This is a genomic window from Pigmentiphaga sp. NML080357 (assembly GCF_002188465.1).
GTDB lineage: Bacteria > Pseudomonadota > Gammaproteobacteria > Burkholderiales > Burkholderiaceae_B > Pigmentiphaga.
The window spans coordinates 14,511-33,340 of record NZ_NINW01000041.1; the positions used below are offsets into that span (position 1 = coordinate 14,511).

14 protein-coding genes and 2 pseudogenes are annotated in these 18,830 nt (G+C 66.1%); 7 read left to right on the forward strand and 9 right to left on the reverse strand.

Annotated features, from left to right (window positions below):
- Positions 1 to 46 precede the first annotated feature (46 nt).
- The 5 genes from CDO44_RS18730 to CDO44_RS18750 all read right to left on the reverse strand — a co-directional run bounded on the left by CDO44_RS18730 (position 47) and on the right by CDO44_RS18750 (position 6,541).
- The gene (locus tag CDO44_RS18730; protein ID WP_369824692.1) at positions 47 to 1,024 is read right to left on the reverse strand and encodes a tripartite tricarboxylate transporter substrate-binding protein; all 978 of its coding nucleotides are present in this window, start codon (positions 1,022 to 1,024) and stop codon (positions 47 to 49) included.
- 97 nt (positions 1,025 to 1,121) lie between these two features.
- Entirely contained in the window at positions 1,122 to 3,296 is a 2,175-nt protein-coding gene (locus CDO44_RS18735; protein ID WP_233146266.1) for a DUF6351 family protein, read from the reverse strand.
- 456 nt (positions 3,297 to 3,752) lie between these two features.
- Positions 3,753 to 4,820, reverse strand: a complete 1,068-nt coding sequence (locus CDO44_RS18740; protein ID WP_087781811.1) for an AI-2E family transporter — start codon at positions 4,818 to 4,820, stop codon at positions 3,753 to 3,755.
- A gap of 76 nt (positions 4,821 to 4,896) precedes the next feature.
- Entirely contained in the window at positions 4,897 to 5,511 is a 615-nt protein-coding gene (locus CDO44_RS18745; protein WP_198951401.1) for a trimeric intracellular cation channel family protein, read from the reverse strand.
- Between the two features lie 127 nt (positions 5,512 to 5,638).
- Positions 5,639 to 6,541: a LysR family transcriptional regulator gene (locus CDO44_RS18750; protein ID WP_087781813.1), complete on the reverse strand. Its 903-nt coding sequence runs from the start codon at positions 6,539 to 6,541 to the stop codon at positions 5,639 to 5,641.
- 121 nt (positions 6,542 to 6,662) lie between these two features.
- Here CDO44_RS18750 and CDO44_RS18755 point away from each other — a divergent pair, with 121 nt between their 5' ends.
- The 7 genes from CDO44_RS18755 (at position 6,663) to CDO44_RS18785 (ending at position 13,730) form a co-directional block, all read left to right on the forward strand.
- The gene (locus CDO44_RS18755; protein ID WP_087781814.1) at positions 6,663 to 7,922 is read left to right on the forward strand and encodes a flavin-dependent oxidoreductase; all 1,260 of its coding nucleotides are present in this window, start codon (positions 6,663 to 6,665) and stop codon (positions 7,920 to 7,922) included.
- Between the two features lie 253 nt (positions 7,923 to 8,175).
- Entirely contained in the window at positions 8,176 to 8,694 is a 519-nt protein-coding gene (locus tag CDO44_RS18760; RefSeq protein WP_087781815.1) for a VOC family protein, read from the forward strand.
- Between the two features lie 43 nt (positions 8,695 to 8,737).
- Positions 8,738 to 9,712, forward strand: a complete 975-nt coding sequence (locus CDO44_RS18765) for a tripartite tricarboxylate transporter substrate binding protein (protein ID WP_087781816.1) — start codon at positions 8,738 to 8,740, stop codon at positions 9,710 to 9,712.
- A 33-nt stretch (positions 9,713 to 9,745) separates the two neighbouring features.
- A complete protein-coding gene (locus CDO44_RS18770; protein WP_087781817.1) occupies positions 9,746 to 11,446 on the forward strand; it encodes an FAD-dependent monooxygenase in 1,701 nt (566 codons plus the stop codon).
- On the forward strand, positions 11,443 to 11,631 hold the full coding sequence (locus tag CDO44_RS18775; protein ID WP_087781818.1) for a DUF2783 domain-containing protein: 189 nt from the start codon (positions 11,443 to 11,445) through the stop codon (positions 11,629 to 11,631). Before CDO44_RS18770 ends, CDO44_RS18775 begins: the two co-directional genes overlap by 4 nt.
- A 20-nt stretch (positions 11,632 to 11,651) precedes the next feature.
- The gene (locus CDO44_RS18780) at positions 11,652 to 12,872 is read left to right on the forward strand and encodes an alpha/beta hydrolase (protein WP_087781819.1); all 1,221 of its coding nucleotides are present in this window, start codon (positions 11,652 to 11,654) and stop codon (positions 12,870 to 12,872) included.
- Positions 12,873 to 12,974: 102 nt separating this feature from the next.
- On the forward strand, positions 12,975 to 13,730 hold the full coding sequence (locus CDO44_RS18785) for an IclR family transcriptional regulator (protein ID WP_087781820.1): 756 nt from the start codon (positions 12,975 to 12,977) through the stop codon (positions 13,728 to 13,730).
- 33 nt (positions 13,731 to 13,763) lie between these two features.
- Here CDO44_RS18785 and CDO44_RS18790 read toward each other — a convergent pair whose 3' ends face one another.
- The 4 genes and pseudogenes from CDO44_RS18790 to CDO44_RS18805 all read right to left on the reverse strand — a co-directional run bounded on the left by CDO44_RS18790 (position 13,764) and on the right by CDO44_RS18805 (position 18,824).
- Positions 13,764 to 15,461, reverse strand: a complete 1,698-nt coding sequence (locus CDO44_RS18790; RefSeq protein ID WP_087781821.1) for a TRAP transporter large permease subunit — start codon at positions 15,459 to 15,461, stop codon at positions 13,764 to 13,766.
- Positions 15,461 to 16,087, reverse strand: a complete 627-nt coding sequence (locus CDO44_RS18795) for a TRAP transporter small permease subunit (protein ID WP_087781822.1) — start codon at positions 16,085 to 16,087, stop codon at positions 15,461 to 15,463. Before CDO44_RS18795 ends, CDO44_RS18790 begins: the two co-directional genes overlap by 1 nt.
- 111 nt (positions 16,088 to 16,198) lie before the next feature.
- Positions 16,199 to 17,292: pseudogene (locus tag CDO44_RS18800) on the reverse strand (TRAP transporter substrate-binding protein).
- Positions 17,293 to 17,452: 160 nt separating this feature from the next.
- Positions 17,453 to 18,824, reverse strand: a pseudogene (locus tag CDO44_RS18805) (MATE family efflux transporter).
- Between the last annotated feature and the right edge of the window lie 6 nt (positions 18,825 to 18,830).

Consider the following 18,830-nt stretch of genomic DNA (forward strand, 5'->3'; position numbering starts at 1 on the left):
ACGGCAGCGGGGCTTGCGTCACGTCCCGGCCGCAAGCCCGTTCCGGTCAATCGGCGTAGACTCCCGCGGCCCGGATGATGGGCGTCCATTTGCCGATTTCGTTGCCGAGGTGCTTGCGCAGCGATTCCGGCTTGGCGCGATCCGCCGTCGCCGCCTGGGCCCCCAGCTCTTCCATTTTTGCCCGGAACACCGGATCCTGCACCGCCGCCTGCAGCGCCGCCGACAGCTTCTCGATCACCGCCGGCGGCGTGCCCTTGGGCGCGTACATGGCATGCCAGATCTTGACCTCGATGCCGGGCAGCCCTTGCTCGGATGCGGCCGGTATCTCCTTGAACGCGTCGATCCTGGAGGATTGCATCGCGATGTAGGGCTTGACCACGCCCGCCTTGAGCTGGCCCGCCACATTGGTGGTCTGGTCGCACATCAGGTTGACCTGGCCGCCGATCAGGTCGGTCAACGCGGGGGCCGTACCCTTGTAGGGCACCGTTCCCAGCTGCGTGCCGATGGCGCTCATGAACAGCAGGCCGCACAGGTGCGAGGCCGATCCGATACCGGCATTCGCGAGGAACAGCTTGCTCGCGTTAGCCTTGATGTAGGGCAGCAGTTCCTTGAAGTTCTCCGGCGGCAGGTTCTTGTTGCCCAGCAGCACCATCGGGACGTCGGCGATCTCGCCCACCATCTCGAAGTCCTTGAGCGGATCGAATCCCAGTTGCCGGTAGAGCGCCGGCGCGGTGGACATGCCGATATGGTGGATCAGCACGGTATGGCCGTCGTTGCGCGCGGCGGCGACTTTCTTGGCCCCTATGGTGCCGCCCGCGCCGCCGACGTTCTCGATGACGATCTGCCCCTTCAGGTGCTTGCTCATGATGGCCGTCACGTCGCGCGCCACCTTGTCGGTGGGCCCGCCGGCGGCAAACGGCACGACGGCTACGACGGGGTTGCCGCCAGGATAGTCCTGGGCCTGGACGGTGGTCGCGGCCAGCGCCGCCAGCACCGTCATCGGTATCTTGGAAAGAAGTTTCATGTCTCGTCCATGGAAAAAAAGAAAGCCATACCCGTCCACGCGGTGGCGTGGACGGCCGAGGCCCGCCCTCCGGACGGGCGATGACGAACCAGCCGCATCACGGGCGGGTGACGTCGAACAACAGGTTCTTCTTCGACGGACCGAACGAGATCCAGGTGCTCTTGAGCGGCTGCTGCTCCACGCCCGGCTTGCTCCAGTCGCAGACGCCCTCGGGGAAGATCTGGCGCAGACGGCTCAACTGCCCGGCATCCATCGCGACCTTGTAGTCGGCAGGGTCCACCGGCTTGAGCTGGCACTTGACGATGTTGTCCGCCAACGGCTCGCCGGCTACCAGCCGCGGCGTGGTGCCGGCCGGATACAGCTGGTTGCAGCGGCCATTGCCGAAGGCGGTGGACGGTTCGACGATCTTGGCGCCCGTATCGTCCCAGCAGGCGTCGGCCAGTCCCGCGGGCTTGTGGGCCACGACCTTGCGCGCCTTGGGCTGGTCCGAGGTATCGCCCACGACGCCCATCAGCCACCGGTCCATCAGCTGCAGCAGGTTGTCCCCCACCGGCCCGGGCCCGAGAATCACGTGGTTGTCGAAGTGGCCGTTGGCGGCCTTCAGGCGCTCGCGCACCGAGTACGAGTGGATCTTGTTGTGGATGTCGCCGTTCACGGCGTTGTCGAAGTAGTCCCGGTGCTCCAGGATGGCCGTCGAGGCCAGCCCGCCTCCGCCGTAGGTAATGCGCCCGGACTGGTAGGCCCGGCGGATGGCGTCGACGTCGCCGGCCGTGCGCGCCGCCGTGGGTTTCATGTCCGCGTCCAGCCCGCCGATATTGGCATTGAGATCAAGGAACTCTTCCACCGTGATGGCGCCGTCGTTCAGCGCCTTCAGCCCGTATTGCACGCCCACGTTGTCGATCGGGCGCAGCGCGAACCCGCGCGAGTCCTTGCCGTAGACGTTGACCGTGTGGTCGTACACGGTCGCGCGGACGCCGCCGGGCCGGTTGACGGGATCGTATTTCATGTCCTCCGGGAAGCCCGCGGGAAACGACACCACCGGGTCGAGGCGCCCGGCGCTGCCGCTCATGTTGGCGATGTTGCCCACCTGCAGGTAGCCGGAGATCGCCTTTTTCTTCTCGTCCGTATAGGGCAGCCCGCCCGCGCGGTTGAAATAATTGTTCAGCAGCCGCGAGTCGAAAACCTTGAACAGCGTGGCCGACGTCACGTCGGGAAAGACCATGTTGACGATGATGCCGTCGAACAGCCCCGGATAGTTGTCCGAAGTCTGGAAGCTCTGGTAGGCGCCGCCCGAGCCGCCGGTTCCGATCGTATAGACCGGGAGCCCATAGGCCTCGATGAAGCGTTCCTTGGTCATGGCCACCGTCTCGGACGACAGCAGGTCATTGCAGTTGGAGCCGAAGATATTGAGGGTGGACGTGACCGCGGCGTAACCCTGCTTCATCCACTCGTCGACGATCAGCGTGCCGAAGGTCGCGCCCTGGGTGTACCAGCCGCCCTGGCAGCCACCGCCCAGCGGATACATCAGCTTGCCGTTCCAGGCCTTGGAGCGCTTGTTCGGGCCGATCTCGCCATCGTTGAGCGGGTCGTGCAGCATTGCCGACTGGTAGATGCCGCGGTTGATGGTGCCCGTCTCGAGACGCACCAGATAGGGCACGGTGCGTTCGGTAGGCTTGCCTTCGTCGATGGTGATGTAGGTCATGTCCGCCGGATAGGCGGTGGGAGTGTTCCAGCGGCTGTTTCCCCCGGACTTATTGCGGTAGAAGTAGTCGATGCGGGTATTGGTAGAGCAATGCTCGTCCAGCGGACCGTCGAGCGTGCCGCCGCCCAGCCGGCCGAAGCTCGTCGTCGTGCACAGGAAAGGCTTCTCGTGGGGACCGGAGATCATCGGCCCGGTAATGGGATAGTTGGTGACCTCCAGGGTGGCGGTCGATTCCCCCACCTGTGCGCGGAGCGTGTTCTTGCCCAGTTCCATGCCGCGCACCAGCCCCTGCCAGGTCGAGCTTCCGATCTGCGTGAACGCGCGCGATACGTCGTTCTTGTCGAGTGTCACGACGGGCGTTCCGGTTACGCCGGCGGGCAGGTCGATCCGGACCAGCGCATCGCCGCCGGTCACGTAATCCGGCAGCGACGAGACCGTGGTCAACGTCAGGGCCGATACAGGCGGATCCACGGGCGGATCCACCGGCGGTGCGTTGCCGCCGCCATCATCGCCCCCGCAAGCGGCGGCCAGCACCGCGGCCGCGCCCGCCGCCAAGGTCCATCTCGCCAACCCGAATCCGCCCTTTCGCAAGCGGCCAGTACGCATCTGTCGCATCCCTTCCTCCTCGTCTGTCTTATCGTCGGTACCACATTCGATGACGCGCGTGCCGGCACCGTCATGGCAAGCCATGCGCGCGCCCTTCCCGCCGGGTGGCGGTACATGCATGAACAGCGTGGTGCTGCAGGAAGGCGGCTTCGTGGACCGCCCGTGTCTCCGGACTCGTTGCGCCGGTACGGCAACGCCCCCGTTTTCGATCTTTTTGTTGTTACGGCGACGATGAACTAGCAACCCCTGTGCCAAGGCGCGAGCCGTCCGGGCCCGCCGCGCAGGAGGTTGTTTTCATTGATTTTTTTCGATCGACGGAACGCGGCCGCCGCGCTCGGCGGCCAGAATTCCGCAACAGGAAGAAGGAGCCATTCCGGATTTCCGCAATGGCGGCCCGGCGACGCGCGGGCGCAGGAAAACTCAGGCGCCGTCGGCCGGCGGCGGTCCGTCGATCGACGAGAACAGGTCCCACACGGCCATGAACAGCGCCGCGATCAGCGGCCCGATCACGAAGCCGTTGATGCCGAACAGGGCCATGCCGCCCAGGGTCGAGATCAGCACCACATAGTCCGGCATGCGCGTGTCCTTGCCGACCAGGATGGGGCGTAGGACGTTATCGACCAGGCCGATCACCAGGATGCCGTACAGCGTGAGGATGATGCCCTGCCAGACGGCTCCGGTCAGGATGAAATAGATCGCCACAGGGCCCCAGATCAGGCCCGCGCCCACCGCCGGCAGCAGCGACAGGAAGGCCATTACCACGCTCCACAGCAAGGCCGCCTTGATGCCCAGGATCCAGAAGATGAGTCCTCCCAGCACGCCCTGCGTGATGGCGACCACGATGTTCCCCTTGACGGTAGCCCGCACGACGGCGATGAACTTGCGGAACAGATGACGCTTGTGTTCCTCGGTCAGCGGCAGCGCCTGGCGGATGCGGCCCGAGAGGCTGGGCCCGTCGCGCAGCAGGAAGAACAGCAGATACAGCATGACGCCCAGGCTGATCACGAACTGGAAGGTGTTCTGCCCGATGTTCAGCGCCTGTGTGGCGAAAAACTGGCTGCCGCGGGTGGCGACCTCGGCCAGCTTGGCCTGGATGCTGGAGACGTCGACCAGTCCGAATTTGTCCATCAGACTGCGGACCGTGGGCGGCAGCGCCGCCACCGCCTGCTCGAGATAGGCGCCGAAATCGATGTCGCCGGCACGGATCTGCTCGTAGACCCCCGCCCCCTGGCTGATGATCGCGCCCGCGATGAGGGAAACGGGAATGATGACGATCAGCACGCAGATCAGCAGCGTGGTCAGCGCGGCGAGGTTGCTCCGCCCGCCGAACAGCGTATAGAGCCGGCGCTGCATGGGATAGAAAATGATCGCCAGGATCGCTCCCCAGAACACCGCGCCGAAGAATGGCCACAACAACCAGCCGAATGCGATGGTGACCAGGACCAGCAGGAACAGAAAGGTGCGGTACTGCAAAGAGGTTTGGCTCATGAACCGTCCTTCAGCGGCGAAACGGGCGTGATCAGCAGCATAGCCGAAGCCGGGAAAAGGCCTGCGCCGGCGCCTTCTAGTCGTCCAGGCGCCGCCGGGTCGTGAACACCGGCAACGCGAGCCCCCACTTGATGGAAGCCAGCCGGAACAGGAACCCGGCCACCAGCGCTATGGCCGTGGCATGCTCGTGGCTGGCGCCATAGCGCTGCAGCAGGACATACAGCGTCCCGGTCGCCAGCGCCACGGATGCGTACAGGTCCCGGCGCAAGACCAGCGGCACCTGGTTGCAGAGCACGTCGCGCAGCAGGCCGCCGCAGATGCCCGTGACCATGCCCATCAGGACCACGATGGCCGGATGCACGCCCGCTGCGGCGGCGATATCGCAGCCGATCACGGCGAAAGCCACCAGCCCCAGCGCGTCGAGCAACAGGAAGGCCATGCGCACCCGATGCATGAAACGCACCAGGAAGGCCGCCGACAGCGCGGCGCCGACGGTAAAGAACAAGTACTCCGGATGGGCCACCCAGCCGAGCGGATAGTGCCCCAGCAACATGTCCCGGATGGAACCGCCTCCCAGGGCGGTGACCGTGCCGACCACGCAAATGCCGAATACGTCCATGCGGCGGCGCATGCCCATGATGGCGCCCGAGGCGGCCTCCGCGGTGATGGCGACCAGGTAAATGACTTGCAACAACATGATGGATCCCTCGCGGGCTAGCTCCTGTGCGGGGCGCCCGGCCGGGCGCGCGAACCTGCCGGATTATCGCAGGCCCCCGCCCGGCCCGCCGCGGCGGACGGTGGATCGGAGCCCGCCCACCCTACCCTCCGACCGCCGGCAAAGCCTGCACCAGGGTGGCGCGGAACGCCTCCATGACCGCAGGCACCTTGAAGCCGCGCCGCGTCACCTGGTAGAGATCCACACTCACCGCCGGCTTGACCAGCAGATCGGTGGCCACCCTGTGGCGGTGGCAGGCCACGAGGGCGAAGGTGGGGATGACGGCCGTGCCTGCGCCCGCCTCCACCATGGAGATCAGGGTCTCGAAGAAATTGAAGCAGGGCCGGTCCTCGTTGCCGCGCCCGATCTTTTCCAGGTGCGGCTCAATCAACCGCTGGATGGGATTGCTGGGCGGTAGGCCGATCAGCGGCGCGTCGCGCAGGCTGGTCCAGGGCGCCGCGCCGATGGGACGGCCCGGCCCGCTCTCGTCGGGCGCCACCCGCATCAGCCTGAACTTGCCTACCGGGGCGCGCTCCAGGCCCGCCAGCGGCTTGAAGAAGAAGCCCAGCCCCAGGTCGGCCTCGCCGCCGGCGACCAGCGCCTCCACTTGCTGCAGGTCGGTATCCACCAATCGCAACTCGACGTGGGGGTGGGAATCCTTGAAGCGCTGGAATACCTGCGGCAGGATGTTGGATGAGATCATGGGCGTGGCCGCGATACGCAAGGTCTGGCGCGCGCGCCGGCCCGCAACGCCGAGCTTGGACACCACCTCCTCGAGGTCGCCCACCACGCGCTGGGCCACCGGCAGCAGGTCGCGCCCGGCATCGGTAAGGACGACCATGCGCGTGGTCCGGTCGAACAGGCGGCAATCGAGCTGCTTTTCCATCTCGCGGATCATGATGCTCAGGCCGGCCTGCGTCATGTGGGCCTTTTCGGCCGCGCGGGTGAAATTGCCGATACGCGCGACGTGCAGGAAAACCTGGAGCTGGCGCAAGGATAGATTCATAAAACTCTAATATGTATTCATATCACATCTAAACTTCCAAAATAATACGATCCGGCGCCTAATACCAGCACCGGCGGCCCGGGTGGGCCGTGCAAGACGGATTTTCAAGATAGGTGCGAACATGAGCAGCAAAGAGGACGTCGTCATCGTCGGCGCCGGCATAGGAGGGCTGACGCTGGCCCTGAGTCTTCACCAGGCAGGCATTTCCTGCCGCATCTACGAGGCCGTACCCGCGCTCGCGCCGCTGGGCGTTGGCATCAACATCCTGCCTCATGCGGCGCGCGAGCTCTCGGAACTGGGCCTGCTGCCGGAACTGGACAAAGTGGGCGTGCGCACGCGCGAATCCATTTTCTTCACCGAGCACGGGCAATTCATCTTCCGTGAACCGGCCGGCCTTGCCGCCGGTTTCGACTGGCCGCAATACTCGATCCATCGCGGCGACCTGCAGACCGTCCTGCTCGAAGCCGTCAAGCAGCGGCTGGGCGCGGACGCCGTGGTCTGCGGCAGCCGCTGCACCGGCGTATCGCAGGACGAGAACTCGATCACGGCCCATTTCGTGTCGCCCGAAGGAGAGCGCCTGCCGGACGTGAAGGCCGCGCTGGTCGTGGCCTGCGACGGCGTGCACTCGGCCCTGCGCAAGCAGCTCTACCCGAACGAGGGAGCGCCTCGCTACTCGGGCGTCAACATGTGGCGCGGCACCACTGTCTGGAAACCCTTCCTCAGCGAAGCCAGCATGGTGCGCGCGGGCTGGCTGGACGTGGGCAAGATGGTCATTTATCCGATCCGCAACGACGTGGACGGCAAGGGCAGCCAATTGATCAACTGGGTGGCCGAGATCACCGATCCCAATCCCGCCATCCGCGACTGGAGCCGGCCCGGACGCCTGGAAGACTTCCTGCCGACTTTCGAGGACTGGCATTTCGACTGGCTGGACGTGCCGGCGCTGATCCGCGCCTCCGACTCCATCCTCGAATATCCCATGGTGGACCAGGATCCCCTGCCGACCTGGACCCAAGGCCGCCTCACGCTGCTGGGCGATGCCGCCCATCCCATGGTGCCGCGCGGCTCGAACGGGGCGGGGCAGGCCATCATCGACGCGCGCTACCTCGCCGGCCAGTTGAAGAAGCGCGGCCTGACGCAGGAAGCCTTGCAGGACTACGACACAGTGCGCGTGGCCGCCACCACCCAGGTCGTCCTGACCAACCGCGTCAATCCGCCGGATGCCATTCTGCGCGAGGTCTACGAACGCACTGGCGGCAAGCGCTTCGACCGGCTCGATGCCTTCGTCTCGGAAGCCGAGCTGCAAGCCATTTCCGACAACTACAAGAAGGTTGCCGGATACAGCCCGGCTGCGCTCAAGGCGCGCCCGTCGTTTCTCTAGACCTGGCCGGGGGGCGGCCACCCGCCCCCTCGGCCTTGCGCGCGGCGCGGCACCGCCGCGTTTTCCAGCCGCCTTGTGCGGCTTTTTTGTTGTCGCAAATACAGAAATAATTAATAAACCTTATCGGGAAATTTTCCTAATATTTAAAATCAAAGTATCTGATATTGATACTTTTTTATAAATCCGTAGAATCGCTGCAAGTTCATCGAAAGCCGCCCATCGGACATACCCCGTGGCGGCACAAGGAGACATCATGGCAGCGCTCGTACCCATACAGGGCTTGCATCACTACGCCTACCGATGCAAGGACGCGGAGGAAACCCGCCATTTCTACGAGGACATACTGGGCCTGCCCCTGGCCCACGTGATCCGCGCCGAACGCGTGCCTAGCACCGGCGAATACTGCCCGTACGTGCACATCTTCTTCGAGATGCAGGACGGCTCGTACATGGCCTTCTTCGACCTGGGCGACGGCCAGGCCGCCGAACCGTCCGCCAATACGCCGGACTGGGTCAACCACATTGCCCTGCAAGTCGGCTCCGAAGCCGAACTGCGCCAAGCCAAGGCCACACTGGAAAGCGCCGGCGTCGAGGTCATTGGCGTGACCGACCACGGCTTCGTCAGGTCCATCTATTTCTTCGACCCCAATGGCATCCGGCTGGAGCTGACCACCCGCACCGCCCCCGCCGACCGGCTCGAGGCGTACAAGGCGCGGGCCCACGAGCAACTGGCGGAGTGGGTCCACGCGAAAGCTGCCGCCGCAGCGCGATAGGCCCCGCTTCCCTCGCCGCCTCGCGGCCCCTCGGAGACGCTCCATGAAGATGCTGAAGTATGCGGCAAGCGTGCTGGCGCTTGCGACCCTTGGCATGCAGCCGGCCGCCCGGGCACAGACCTATCCGGACCGGCCCATCCGGCTGATCGTGCCCTACGCAGCGGGCGGCGGCACCGACGTATTCGCCCGAACCATTTCCACCCGCATGGGGCAGGAGCTCGGCCAGCCGCTGGTGGTGGAGAACCGTCCCGGCGCTGGCACCATCATCGGCGCCGAAACGGTGGCGCGGGCCGAACCCGACGGCTACACCCTCCTGCTAGGCGATAGCGGCACCTACAGCGTCAATCCCAGCCTGTACAAGAAGCTGCCCTACGATCCCGTCAAGGACTTCACCCCGGTCACGCTGACCGCCCGCTTCGCCCTGGCCCTGGTCGTCCATCCGTCGATGCCGGCCAAGACGGTGCAGGAGTTCGTCGACCTGGTACGGGCCCATCCCGGCAAATACGATTTCGCCTCGCCGGGAGCCGGCAGCCCGCACCACCTGGCCATGGAAATGTTCCGCCAGAAAGCGCACCTGCAGCTCACCCATGTGCCATACAAGGGCAATGGCCCTGCCTTGCAGGATCTGCTGGCCGGCCGCATCCCGTGCATGTTCCTCGACCTCGTCACCATACGCCAGCACGTCGAGAACAGGCGTCTGCGCGTGCTCGCCGTAGCAAGTACGCAGCGTCTGGAGCAATTGCCCGGCGTACCCACCATCGGCGAATCGGTCTCGCCCGGCTTCGAGGCCTGGGCGTGGCAAGGCCTCGCTGCGCCGGCCAGGACGCCGCCGGCCGTCGTCGCCCGCATCAATGCGGCCTATGCCAGGACCGTGGCCGATCCCGATATCAAGCGCCGGCTCCATGACATGTCGCTCGACCTCACGCCCGGCACGGCGGAGCAGATGGCGGCCCACGTCAAATCCGAGATCGTCAAATGGGCGGCGATCGTGAAGGAAGCCAACATCACGCTCGACTGACGCGAGCGCCATCCATTCACCGCAGGCGGCCCCATGCACCAGCCCGACACGACGCCACGAAAGTCGATATTCTTCGATTACCGGATCCACCCCTTCTCCAAGCCGGCGGACTTCGACGCGCCTGCGCGCCAGCGCGTGATCATCATCGGCGCCGGCCCGGTCGGGCTCGTCACCGCGCTGTACCTGGCCCGTATGGGCGTGCCGTGCGTGCTCGCGACGGCGGACGTGCAGGTTTCCGAAGGCAGCCGAGCATTGGCCTTCACGCGCCGCTCGATGGAAATCCTCCAGCAGGTCGGCGCGGGGGAGCACGTCGTCCGCCACGGGCTGCCCTGGCAATACGGCAATTCCTACTACCGGGGGCGCCGGGTCTTTCGGCTGGAGATTCCTTATGCCGAGGACGATGCGTTCGCGCCACTCACCAATCTCCAGCAGCAATTGCTCGAAGAACATCTGGTCGAGCTGATCGACGCCGAGCCGCTGGTCGACCTGCGCTGGGGCACGCGTTTCGAGGGATTGGAGCAGGACGACGACGGCGTCACGGTCACGCTCGATACTCCCGCCGGCCCATACCGGATGGCCGCCGATTGGCTGGTAGCGACCGACGGAGCCAAATCCTCGGTTCGGCAAAGCATGAAACTGCGGATGGAGGGCGATTCCTACGAAGGCCGCTTCGTCATCGTCGACGTGCGGGTCGACCTGGGCTTGCCCACCGAGCGCCTGGCATTCTTCGACCCCGACTGGAACCCGGGCAATACCATCCTCATGCATCGGCAACCTCATGGCCTCTGGCGCTTCGACTACCAGGTGCCCGCGGAGGAGAGCTCGGAAGCGGCCCTTTCGCCGGACTCGATCCGGGCGCGCGTGAACGCCCAGCTCGCGATGATCGGCCACGCCGGCAAGACCTGGGAAATGGATTGGGCCTCCATCTATTCGGCCCGGGCCATGACGCTGCCGCGCTACCGGTACGGCCGCGTGCTGTTCGCCGGCGACGCGGCGCACATGCTGCCCATCTTCGGTGTGCGCGGGCTGAACACAGGCTGGCAGGACGCGCAGAACCTGGCCTGGAAGCTGGCGCTGGTGGCGAAGGGCCGGGCGGCGCCGGCGCTGCTCGACAGCTACAGCGCCGAGCGCGTGGCCGCGGCCCGCGAGATCATCGACGAAGCCAGCAAGAGCGCCCGCTTCATGACACCGCCCACGCACGGATTCCGCCTGTTGCGCGACGCCACCCTGTCCCTCTCGCTCTCGCAGGCGTTCGTGCGGCCGCTGCTGCATTGGCGCACCTCGCGGCCGCACGAATACACCCGTTCGCCGCTCAACACGGCGGCGGACGAGGAAAGCTTCGCCGAGGGGCCGCGGCCCGGCGCGACGGCCCCCAACGTCAGGCTGGACTCGGGCGGCTACCTGCTGGACCGGCTGGGGCCGGCGTTCCATCTGCTGTGCTTCTGCCAGGACGGCCGCGTGCCGGCGGTGCTCGCAGCCGAGGCGGCCGGCCTCGCGCGGGACGGCATCCCGGTTTCGGTCACCGCCCTCGCTCGCGCCGAGGCCCCCCTGCCCGCCGAGGCCATCGACGATCGCTCGCAGCGGGCCCACCGGCTCTATGGCGCGGACGGCCGGGACGCCGTCTATTTGCTGCGGCCCGACCAGCACGTCGCGGCGCGCTGGCGGCGCCCGCCATCCGGCGCCCTGACACGGGCGGTCCGGCACATGCTCGAATGCGAAGAGGTTCCATCATGACCGTGAACGACCTGCCCATCTCCCGCCTGGAGGCGTTCTACGACCAGCTGGCGGTGGCCCTGGACCGTGCCGGTCCGCAGAAAAGCGAGATCCTGCTGGTCAAGCTCGCCCTGCTGCTGGCCAACCAGACCGCCGACCCCGACCGCCTGGAAGCGGCGATCGAACTCGCCGCTCAGGATCTATGACTCTTTCCGGAGACCGCTACATGCCCACGCCCCCCAAGCACGAGTTCGACCGTATCCCCGTCATCCTGCAGTTCCGCGAACCCGTCGAGATGGTGGAGACTTACGGCTTCAACGGCAGCCAGGGCTATACCGTCCTCGAAGGCCAGCGCCTGGTGCCGAAGAACTCGCCATCCAAGGTCGTCTTTCTTTTCATGCATCCCGCATCGACGCTGCAGCTGCTGCCCATGCCGGTCGCCCTGGCCGAATCGGGCATGCACGTGCTGTGCGGCGGCAGCCGCTACGCCAAGAACGACTCGGCGCTGATCATGGAAAAAGTGGCGGCCGACCTGGGCGCCTACATTCGCCACGCGCGCGAGGAACTCGGCTACGAGAAGGTCGTTCTCGTCGGCTGGTCGGGCGGCGGCGCACTGTCGCTGTTCTACCAGGCCCAGGCCGAAGCGCCGTCCATCACCCATACCCCGGCGGGCGATCCTTACGACCTGACCCAGGCGGGACTCACGCCGGCCGACGGCATCATCTTCATCGCCGCGCACCTGAGCCGTCCCGAGACGCTCACCGAATGGATGGATCCGTCGCTGCGCAACGAACTCGATCCCGACGACCGCGACCTGGAACTCGACATCTACGCGCCCGACTGCCCGAACCGGCCCGCCTTCGAGCCCTCGTTCGTCGCTCACTTCCGTGCGGCGCAACTGGCCCGCAACCGCCGCATCAGCGCCTGGGTGCTGGAGACACTGGAGCGGCTCAAGCGCTCGCCGCAAGGCGAACGCGAGCGGGGCTTCGTCGTGCACCGGACCATGTGCGACGTGCGATGGATCGATCCCACGGTCGATCCCAATGGACGCAAGCCCGGCTGGTGCTACCTGGGCGATCCGCGGGTGGTCAACTCCGGCCCGGCCGGCCTGGCGCGCTTCAGCACCCTGCGTAGCTGGCTGTCGCAATGGTCGTACGACCACTCCAACATCAAGGGCCCGGTGAATGCGGCCCGCATACGGCGCGTGCCGGTGCTGCAGATCGAGAACGAGGCCGACGACGCGGTGCCGGCCACGCACAACCCGGCGATCCATGCGGCGCTCGGCACCCCGGACAAGGAATTCGTGCAGATCCGCGGTGCCACCCACTACTACCTGGGACAGCCCCGCGAGCTGGCGGTATGCATCGCGACCATCGTCGACTGGACCCGCCGCAAGATCGCTCCGGACTTCGCACCGGCGTCCGCTTTCCTGCCCGTGGAGGGCTGACGCGGCAATCCGGCCCGGGATTGATTACCATTGAACACGCCCGGCCGGGCGCATCCGGGCCGGGCGTTTCGATTCCTGCCGTGCTCCGATCCCGATCCGACAATGTCACAGTTCGCAAAAGTGCTCAAGGTCCTGGACCTGTTCTCCGAGGACAGGACCACCCTGGCAGCCGAGGAAATCGCAGACCTGCTCGAGGTCTCGCGTCCGACGGCCTTTCGCTACGTCAAGCAGTTGTGCGAAACCGGGCTGCTGGCCAACATCGCCGGCCGCTACGCGCTGGGTGCGAAGATCATCGAACTCGACTACCGCATACGGCGCTCGGAGCCCATCCTGCAAGCCAGCCGGGCCAGCATGAGAGAGCTGGCCCAGCGCACCGTCATGACGGTCGTGCTGTGCAATATCTATGGCGACGAAATCGTGCACAGCCATCATGAACTCGCCGGCGAGCTGGCCCCCATGAGCCTGGACCGCGGCCATCCCATGCCGCTGTTCAAGGGCGCCTCCTCGGCGGTGATCCTCGCCAACCTCCCCGCCGCCAGGCTCAAGCGGCTCTACGAGCGCAACAGGACCCACCCCGACCTGCCCGCCGACGCCGGCGACTGGCCCTCGTTCGCCAAGCACTACAAGCGGATCCGCAAGGACGGCCACTACGTCTCGCGCGAGGAAATCGATCCCGGGCTGATAGGCATCGCGGCGCCGATCTTCAACGATGGCCGGCACGTGGTGGGCGCCATCACGCTGGTCTACGAAAAACGGCGCGAAAAGCTCGTCAACGAGGAGGGCTATGCGGAACTGGTGCGCGGATGCGCGGCGGCGATCACGCAACAGATCGCCGCCGCGGCCGCGCGCTCGGACTGAAGCGGCGGGGGCCGCGGCCGCCCCCATCCCGCGTCACTTGAAGTCGGCGTTGGGATCCTGGCCGCCCTGCCCCTGGCCCTGGCCGTAGGCTCCGCCCCCGCCGTAGCCCTCGCCATACGAGCTCTCGACGTCGATCTTGATGGTGCTGGGATCCACCGCCGCCTGGTCGCCCTTGTAGTGCATGACCAGCCCCGGAAAGAGCATCACCGCGGCCACCATCAGGAGCTGGATGACGATGAACGGGATCGAACCCCAATAGATCTGTCCGGTGGTGACCTTGGCGATGCGCTTGCCGGTCACCTTGTCCGTATAGTCCTCCTTCGGCGCCACCGAACGCAGGTAGAACAGCGCAAAGCCGAACGGCGGATGCATGAACGAGGTCTGCATGTTGACCGCGAGCAGCACGCCGAACCAGATCAGGTCTATGCCCATTTTCTCGGCCACCGGCCCCAGGAGGGGCACGATGATGAACGCCAGCTCGAAGAAGTCGAGGAAGAACGCCAGCAGGAAGGTCAGGATGCTGACCACGATCAGGAAGCCCCACTGTCCGCCGGGTACGGAAGTCAGCAGATGCTCGACCCAGAGGTCGCCGCTCACGGCCCGGAACGTCAGGCCGAACACGGTCGATCCGATCAGGATGAACACGACGAAGCATGACAGCTTGGTGGTGGTGTCCATCGCCTGCTTGAGCAGGTTCAGGGTAAGGCGCCTGCGGATGAGGGCCATGGCGATGGCGCCCACGGCGCCCATGGCGCCGCCCTCGGTCGGCGTGGCCACGCCGATGAAAATGGTGCCCAGGACCAGGAAGATCAGGAACAGCGGCGGAATCATCACGAAGGTGACCCGCTCGGCCAGCGCGGACAGCCATCCCAGCCGCAGCCATTTGTTGGCCAGCGCCATGATGAACGCAGACAGTCCCCACACCAGCATGGTGAGCACGATGCGCTCGTCCACCGGCGCCGTATCGTGTTCGAGATAGTCTCCCACGAACGCGGCGATCACCGCGGAAATCACCATCAGCACCAGCAGCGAGCGGCCGCCGCGCGTGCCGTTGGGTTCCTGGAAGCGGCGGGCCTCCTCCGGCAGGGCCGGCGCGCTCGACGGCTTGATGAACGACATCAAGACCACGTAAACCACGTAGGCGCCGGCCAGCAGGAAGCCCGGCAGCATCGCGCCGCGATAGATGTCGCCGATCGAGCGTCCGAGCTGGTCGGCCAGGATGATGAGCACCAGCGAGGGCGGAATGATCTGGGACAGCGTGCCCGAGGCGGCAATGACGCCGGTGGCGAGCCGCCTGTCGTAGCCATAACGCAGCATGATGGGCAGCGAGATCAGCCCCATGGAGATGACCGATGCGGATACCACGCCCGTGGTCGCCGCCAGCATTGCACCGACGAACACGACGGCGATCGCCAGTCCGCCGCGTATGGAGCCGAACAGCTGGCCGATGGTCTCGAGCAGGTCCTCGGCCATGCCGGATCGCTCCAGCACCAGCCCCATCAGCGTGAAGAACGGTACCGCCAGCAGCGAATCGTTGGTGATGATGCCGAATACCCGCTGAGGCAGCGCCTGGAACAGGACCGGCGTGAGCAGCCCGAGTTCGATGCCGATCAGCGCATACAGCATGCCATTGGCTGCCAGCGCGAACGCCACCGGGAATCCCAGCAACAGGAATATCACCAGGTTGGCGAACATGATCGGCGCCAGGTTGGCAATCAGGAAGTCGACCATCAGCGTCCCCCGGCGTTGTTGGCTTGGGCGGCCGCCGCCTCGCGCGCCTGCGCTTCGCGGGCGATTTCCTCGGCCAGTTCTTCTTCCGCGGTCTTGCCGCGTTCGCGCTCGCGCGGATCAGGCCCCCTGCCCGTCAGGAAGGCCACGCACTTGATCAGGTGCGAAATGCCCGCCAGCACCAGCAGCAGGAAACCGGCCGGTATCAGCAGCTTGACCGGCCAGCGCACCAGCCCGCCGGGGTTCGACGACTGTTCGTTGGTCACGTAGGAGTCCACGAATACCGGCCAGGACAGCCACATGATCAATATGCACGCGGGCAGCAGGAAGAACAGGACACCGAATATCTCTATCCAGATCTGCGTTCGCTGCGAGAGCTTCTGCGCGACGATGTCCACGCGCACGTGCTCGTTCTTCAACAACGTATAACCGGCCGCCAGGAGGAAGATGGCGCCGAACAGATACCACTGCAATTCAAGCCAGGCGTTGGAGCTGGTATGGAAGACCTTGCGCACGATGGCATTGCCCGCGCTGACCAGGACCACCACCAGGGTTAGCCAGGTGACGGCCTTGCCGACAAGCGTGTTGAGCTTGTCGACCAGGCGGGAAAAAGCGAGGAGAGCATTCATGGTTGTGGCCCGATGCTGAACGAAAAACGCCTGGCACCGAGCCAGGCGAACGATTCCTGCTTACGATGCGTGGCAGGTACCTGATGGGTGGCTGCCACGCTTTCCGGTCGATTACTTGCGGATGGTGGACATGTAGCCGTCGAAGTTGCCTTCGGCTACGCGGAACCACGGCAGGACGTTGCCGCGGAACGCCACCATGCTGTCATAGACCTTTTCTTGAACTCGGGGCTCTTCGCGCTCATTTCGGCATACAGCTTGTTGGCCTCCGCGTAGCAGGCATCCATGACCGGCTTGGGGAAGGCCCGCAGCTGGGCACCTTGCGAAACCAGGCGGCGCAGCGCAGCCGGGTTCTCGGCGTCGTACTTGGCGATCATGTCGTTGGTCGCCGCGGCGCATGCCTGGTCCAGCGCCGCCTGGTAATGCTTGGGCAGCTTGTTGTAGGCGTCCTGGTTCACGTAAAGCGATACCTGCAGCGTGCCTTCCCACCAGCCAGGGTAGTAGTAGTTCTTGGCAACCTTGTGGAAGCCCAGTTTCTCGTCGTCGTAGGGGCCGATCCATTCGGCGGCGTCGATGGTGCCCTTCTCGAGCGCGGGATAGATGTCGCCGCCCGCGATCTGCTGCGGCACCACGCCCAGGCGGGACAGCACTGCGCCGGCGAACGCGCTGACGCGGAACTTCAAGCCCTTGAGGTCCTCGACCGACTTGATCTCCTTGCGGAACCAGCCCCCCATCTGGGTGCCCGTGTAGCCGCACGGGAAATTGACGACGTTGTATTTCTTGAAAACTTCGCGCAACAACTTCAGGCCGTCGCCGTGGCGCATCCAGGCGTTCATCTGGCGCGTGTTGAGGCCGAAGGGCACGGCGGCGTCGAAGCTGAGCGTGGGATCCTTGCCGTAGTAATAATAGGAGGCGCTATGGCCGCACTCGATGGTCCCGTTCTGCACGCTGTCCAGCACTTGCAGGGCCGGCACGATCTCGCCGGCGGGAAAGGCGCGGATGGTGAACTTGCCGCCGGTCGCCTCGGAGACGTACTTGGCCACGGCCTCGCCGCCGCTATAGATGGCGTCGGCGCTGCGCGGGAAGCTGGACGCGAGGCGCCAGGTGACGGTGGGCGAATCCTGGGCGAATACCGGTGCAGCCAGCGTCGTGCCGCCTGCGGCGGCGGCGCCCACGGTTGCCTTGGTCAGGAAGGAACGGCGGTGCATGTGCAGGTCTCCTGGGATGGGGTGGGAATCCCATGCGTGGCACCGGTCCTGGCAGGGCGTCACGAGCCTGCAATCGGTGCAAAACAAGTGCCACCCATAGGTAGGGCAAATACATGATAACGGCCAGCGCTTGAGCTGCGGCCCTGCGGTAAACCCTGATTCACCGTCGAGGGAATCCCGGCGGCATGCTCGTTCCGGCGCGAGGCGAACGCGCGGCACTCGGCGCCTTGAACCAGACACCGCGCGCAATGGCGCCGGCGTTGATCGCGCCGTAGACCACCAACGCCAGCGCCTGCGCACCGAAGACCCCGGCCAGGCCCAGGCCGGCAGCGATGGCGGCCATCCCGCCGGCCGCGCTCAGTCCCAGCCGGACCACGCTGCCGGCAACGGGCCAGAACAGCCGCCCGGCCCCCTGTGAAGCGAAGTAGAGCGCGAGCCCGGCCCCGAAGAAGCCATAGGCCGGGCCGACGATGCGCAGGTACATCGATCCCGTGGCCAGCATGCCGGGCTCGCTGCCGAACATCGACAGCCTCGGCCACGACGAATGCGCATCCCGCTCCCACCCAGGCAATGCGCAGCGCGCGATCGTGCCGGCCGGCGCCCATCGCGGCGCCGACCATGGCGACCATGGGGCCGCCCAGCCCGAACACCAGCGGCACCAGCAGGTACTCGAGGCGGGATGCGGTTCCGTAGCCGGCGATGGCCGCGGAGCCGAAGTGGCCGGTCAAGCCGGTGGCGATGCTGATGGCGACATTGATCGCGGCCGTGGATATGGCCGCGACTAGCCCCACGCGCAGGATGTCGCGGAAAAGAAGCCAGCGCAGCGTCCAGCCGCGCCAGGAAAGCCGGACGACGCCCCGGCCGGAACAGAGGAAGGCCAGGAGCGCGACGCTGCCCGCCGCGTAATAGACGAGCAGCGCGATGGCGCCGCCGGCGATGCCCAGCCCCGGCAGCGGCCCCCAGCCGAAGATGAGCAGTGGCGACAACGGCACCAGCATGGCGGTGCCGGCACATGTGACCACTGCGGGAAGGTTCATGTTGCCCGTGCCGCGCACGGCGGAAGCCAGCGAGTTGAACAGCCAGACGAGCGCCGCGGCGCCGAAGATCCAACGCGAATAGACCAGGGCCGCCTCGAGCGATGCGCCGGTGCCCCCCATGCTGGCGTACAGCCAGCGGCCGCCGGCCAGGCCCGCCACGGTAAAGCACAGGCTGAACAACAGGCCGACCAGGATGGCGTGATAGACCAGGGCATTGGCGTCTTCTCGCCGGCCGGCGCCCAGCGCCCGGGCGATCGACGACGAAATGCCGCCCCCCACTGCCCCGCCCGACAACATCTGCATCAGCATGATGGTCGGAAAAACGAGCGCCACGCCGGCAAGCGCGTCGGTGCCCAGCCGGCCGATGAAATAGGTTTCGATCAGGCCCGCGCTCGCCTGGGCGGCCAGCACCAGCGTATTGGGCACGGCCAGGCGCAGCAGGGTCGGTACGATGGGTGCCTCGATGAGGCGGCGGGTACGCGGATCGATGGACATGGCGCG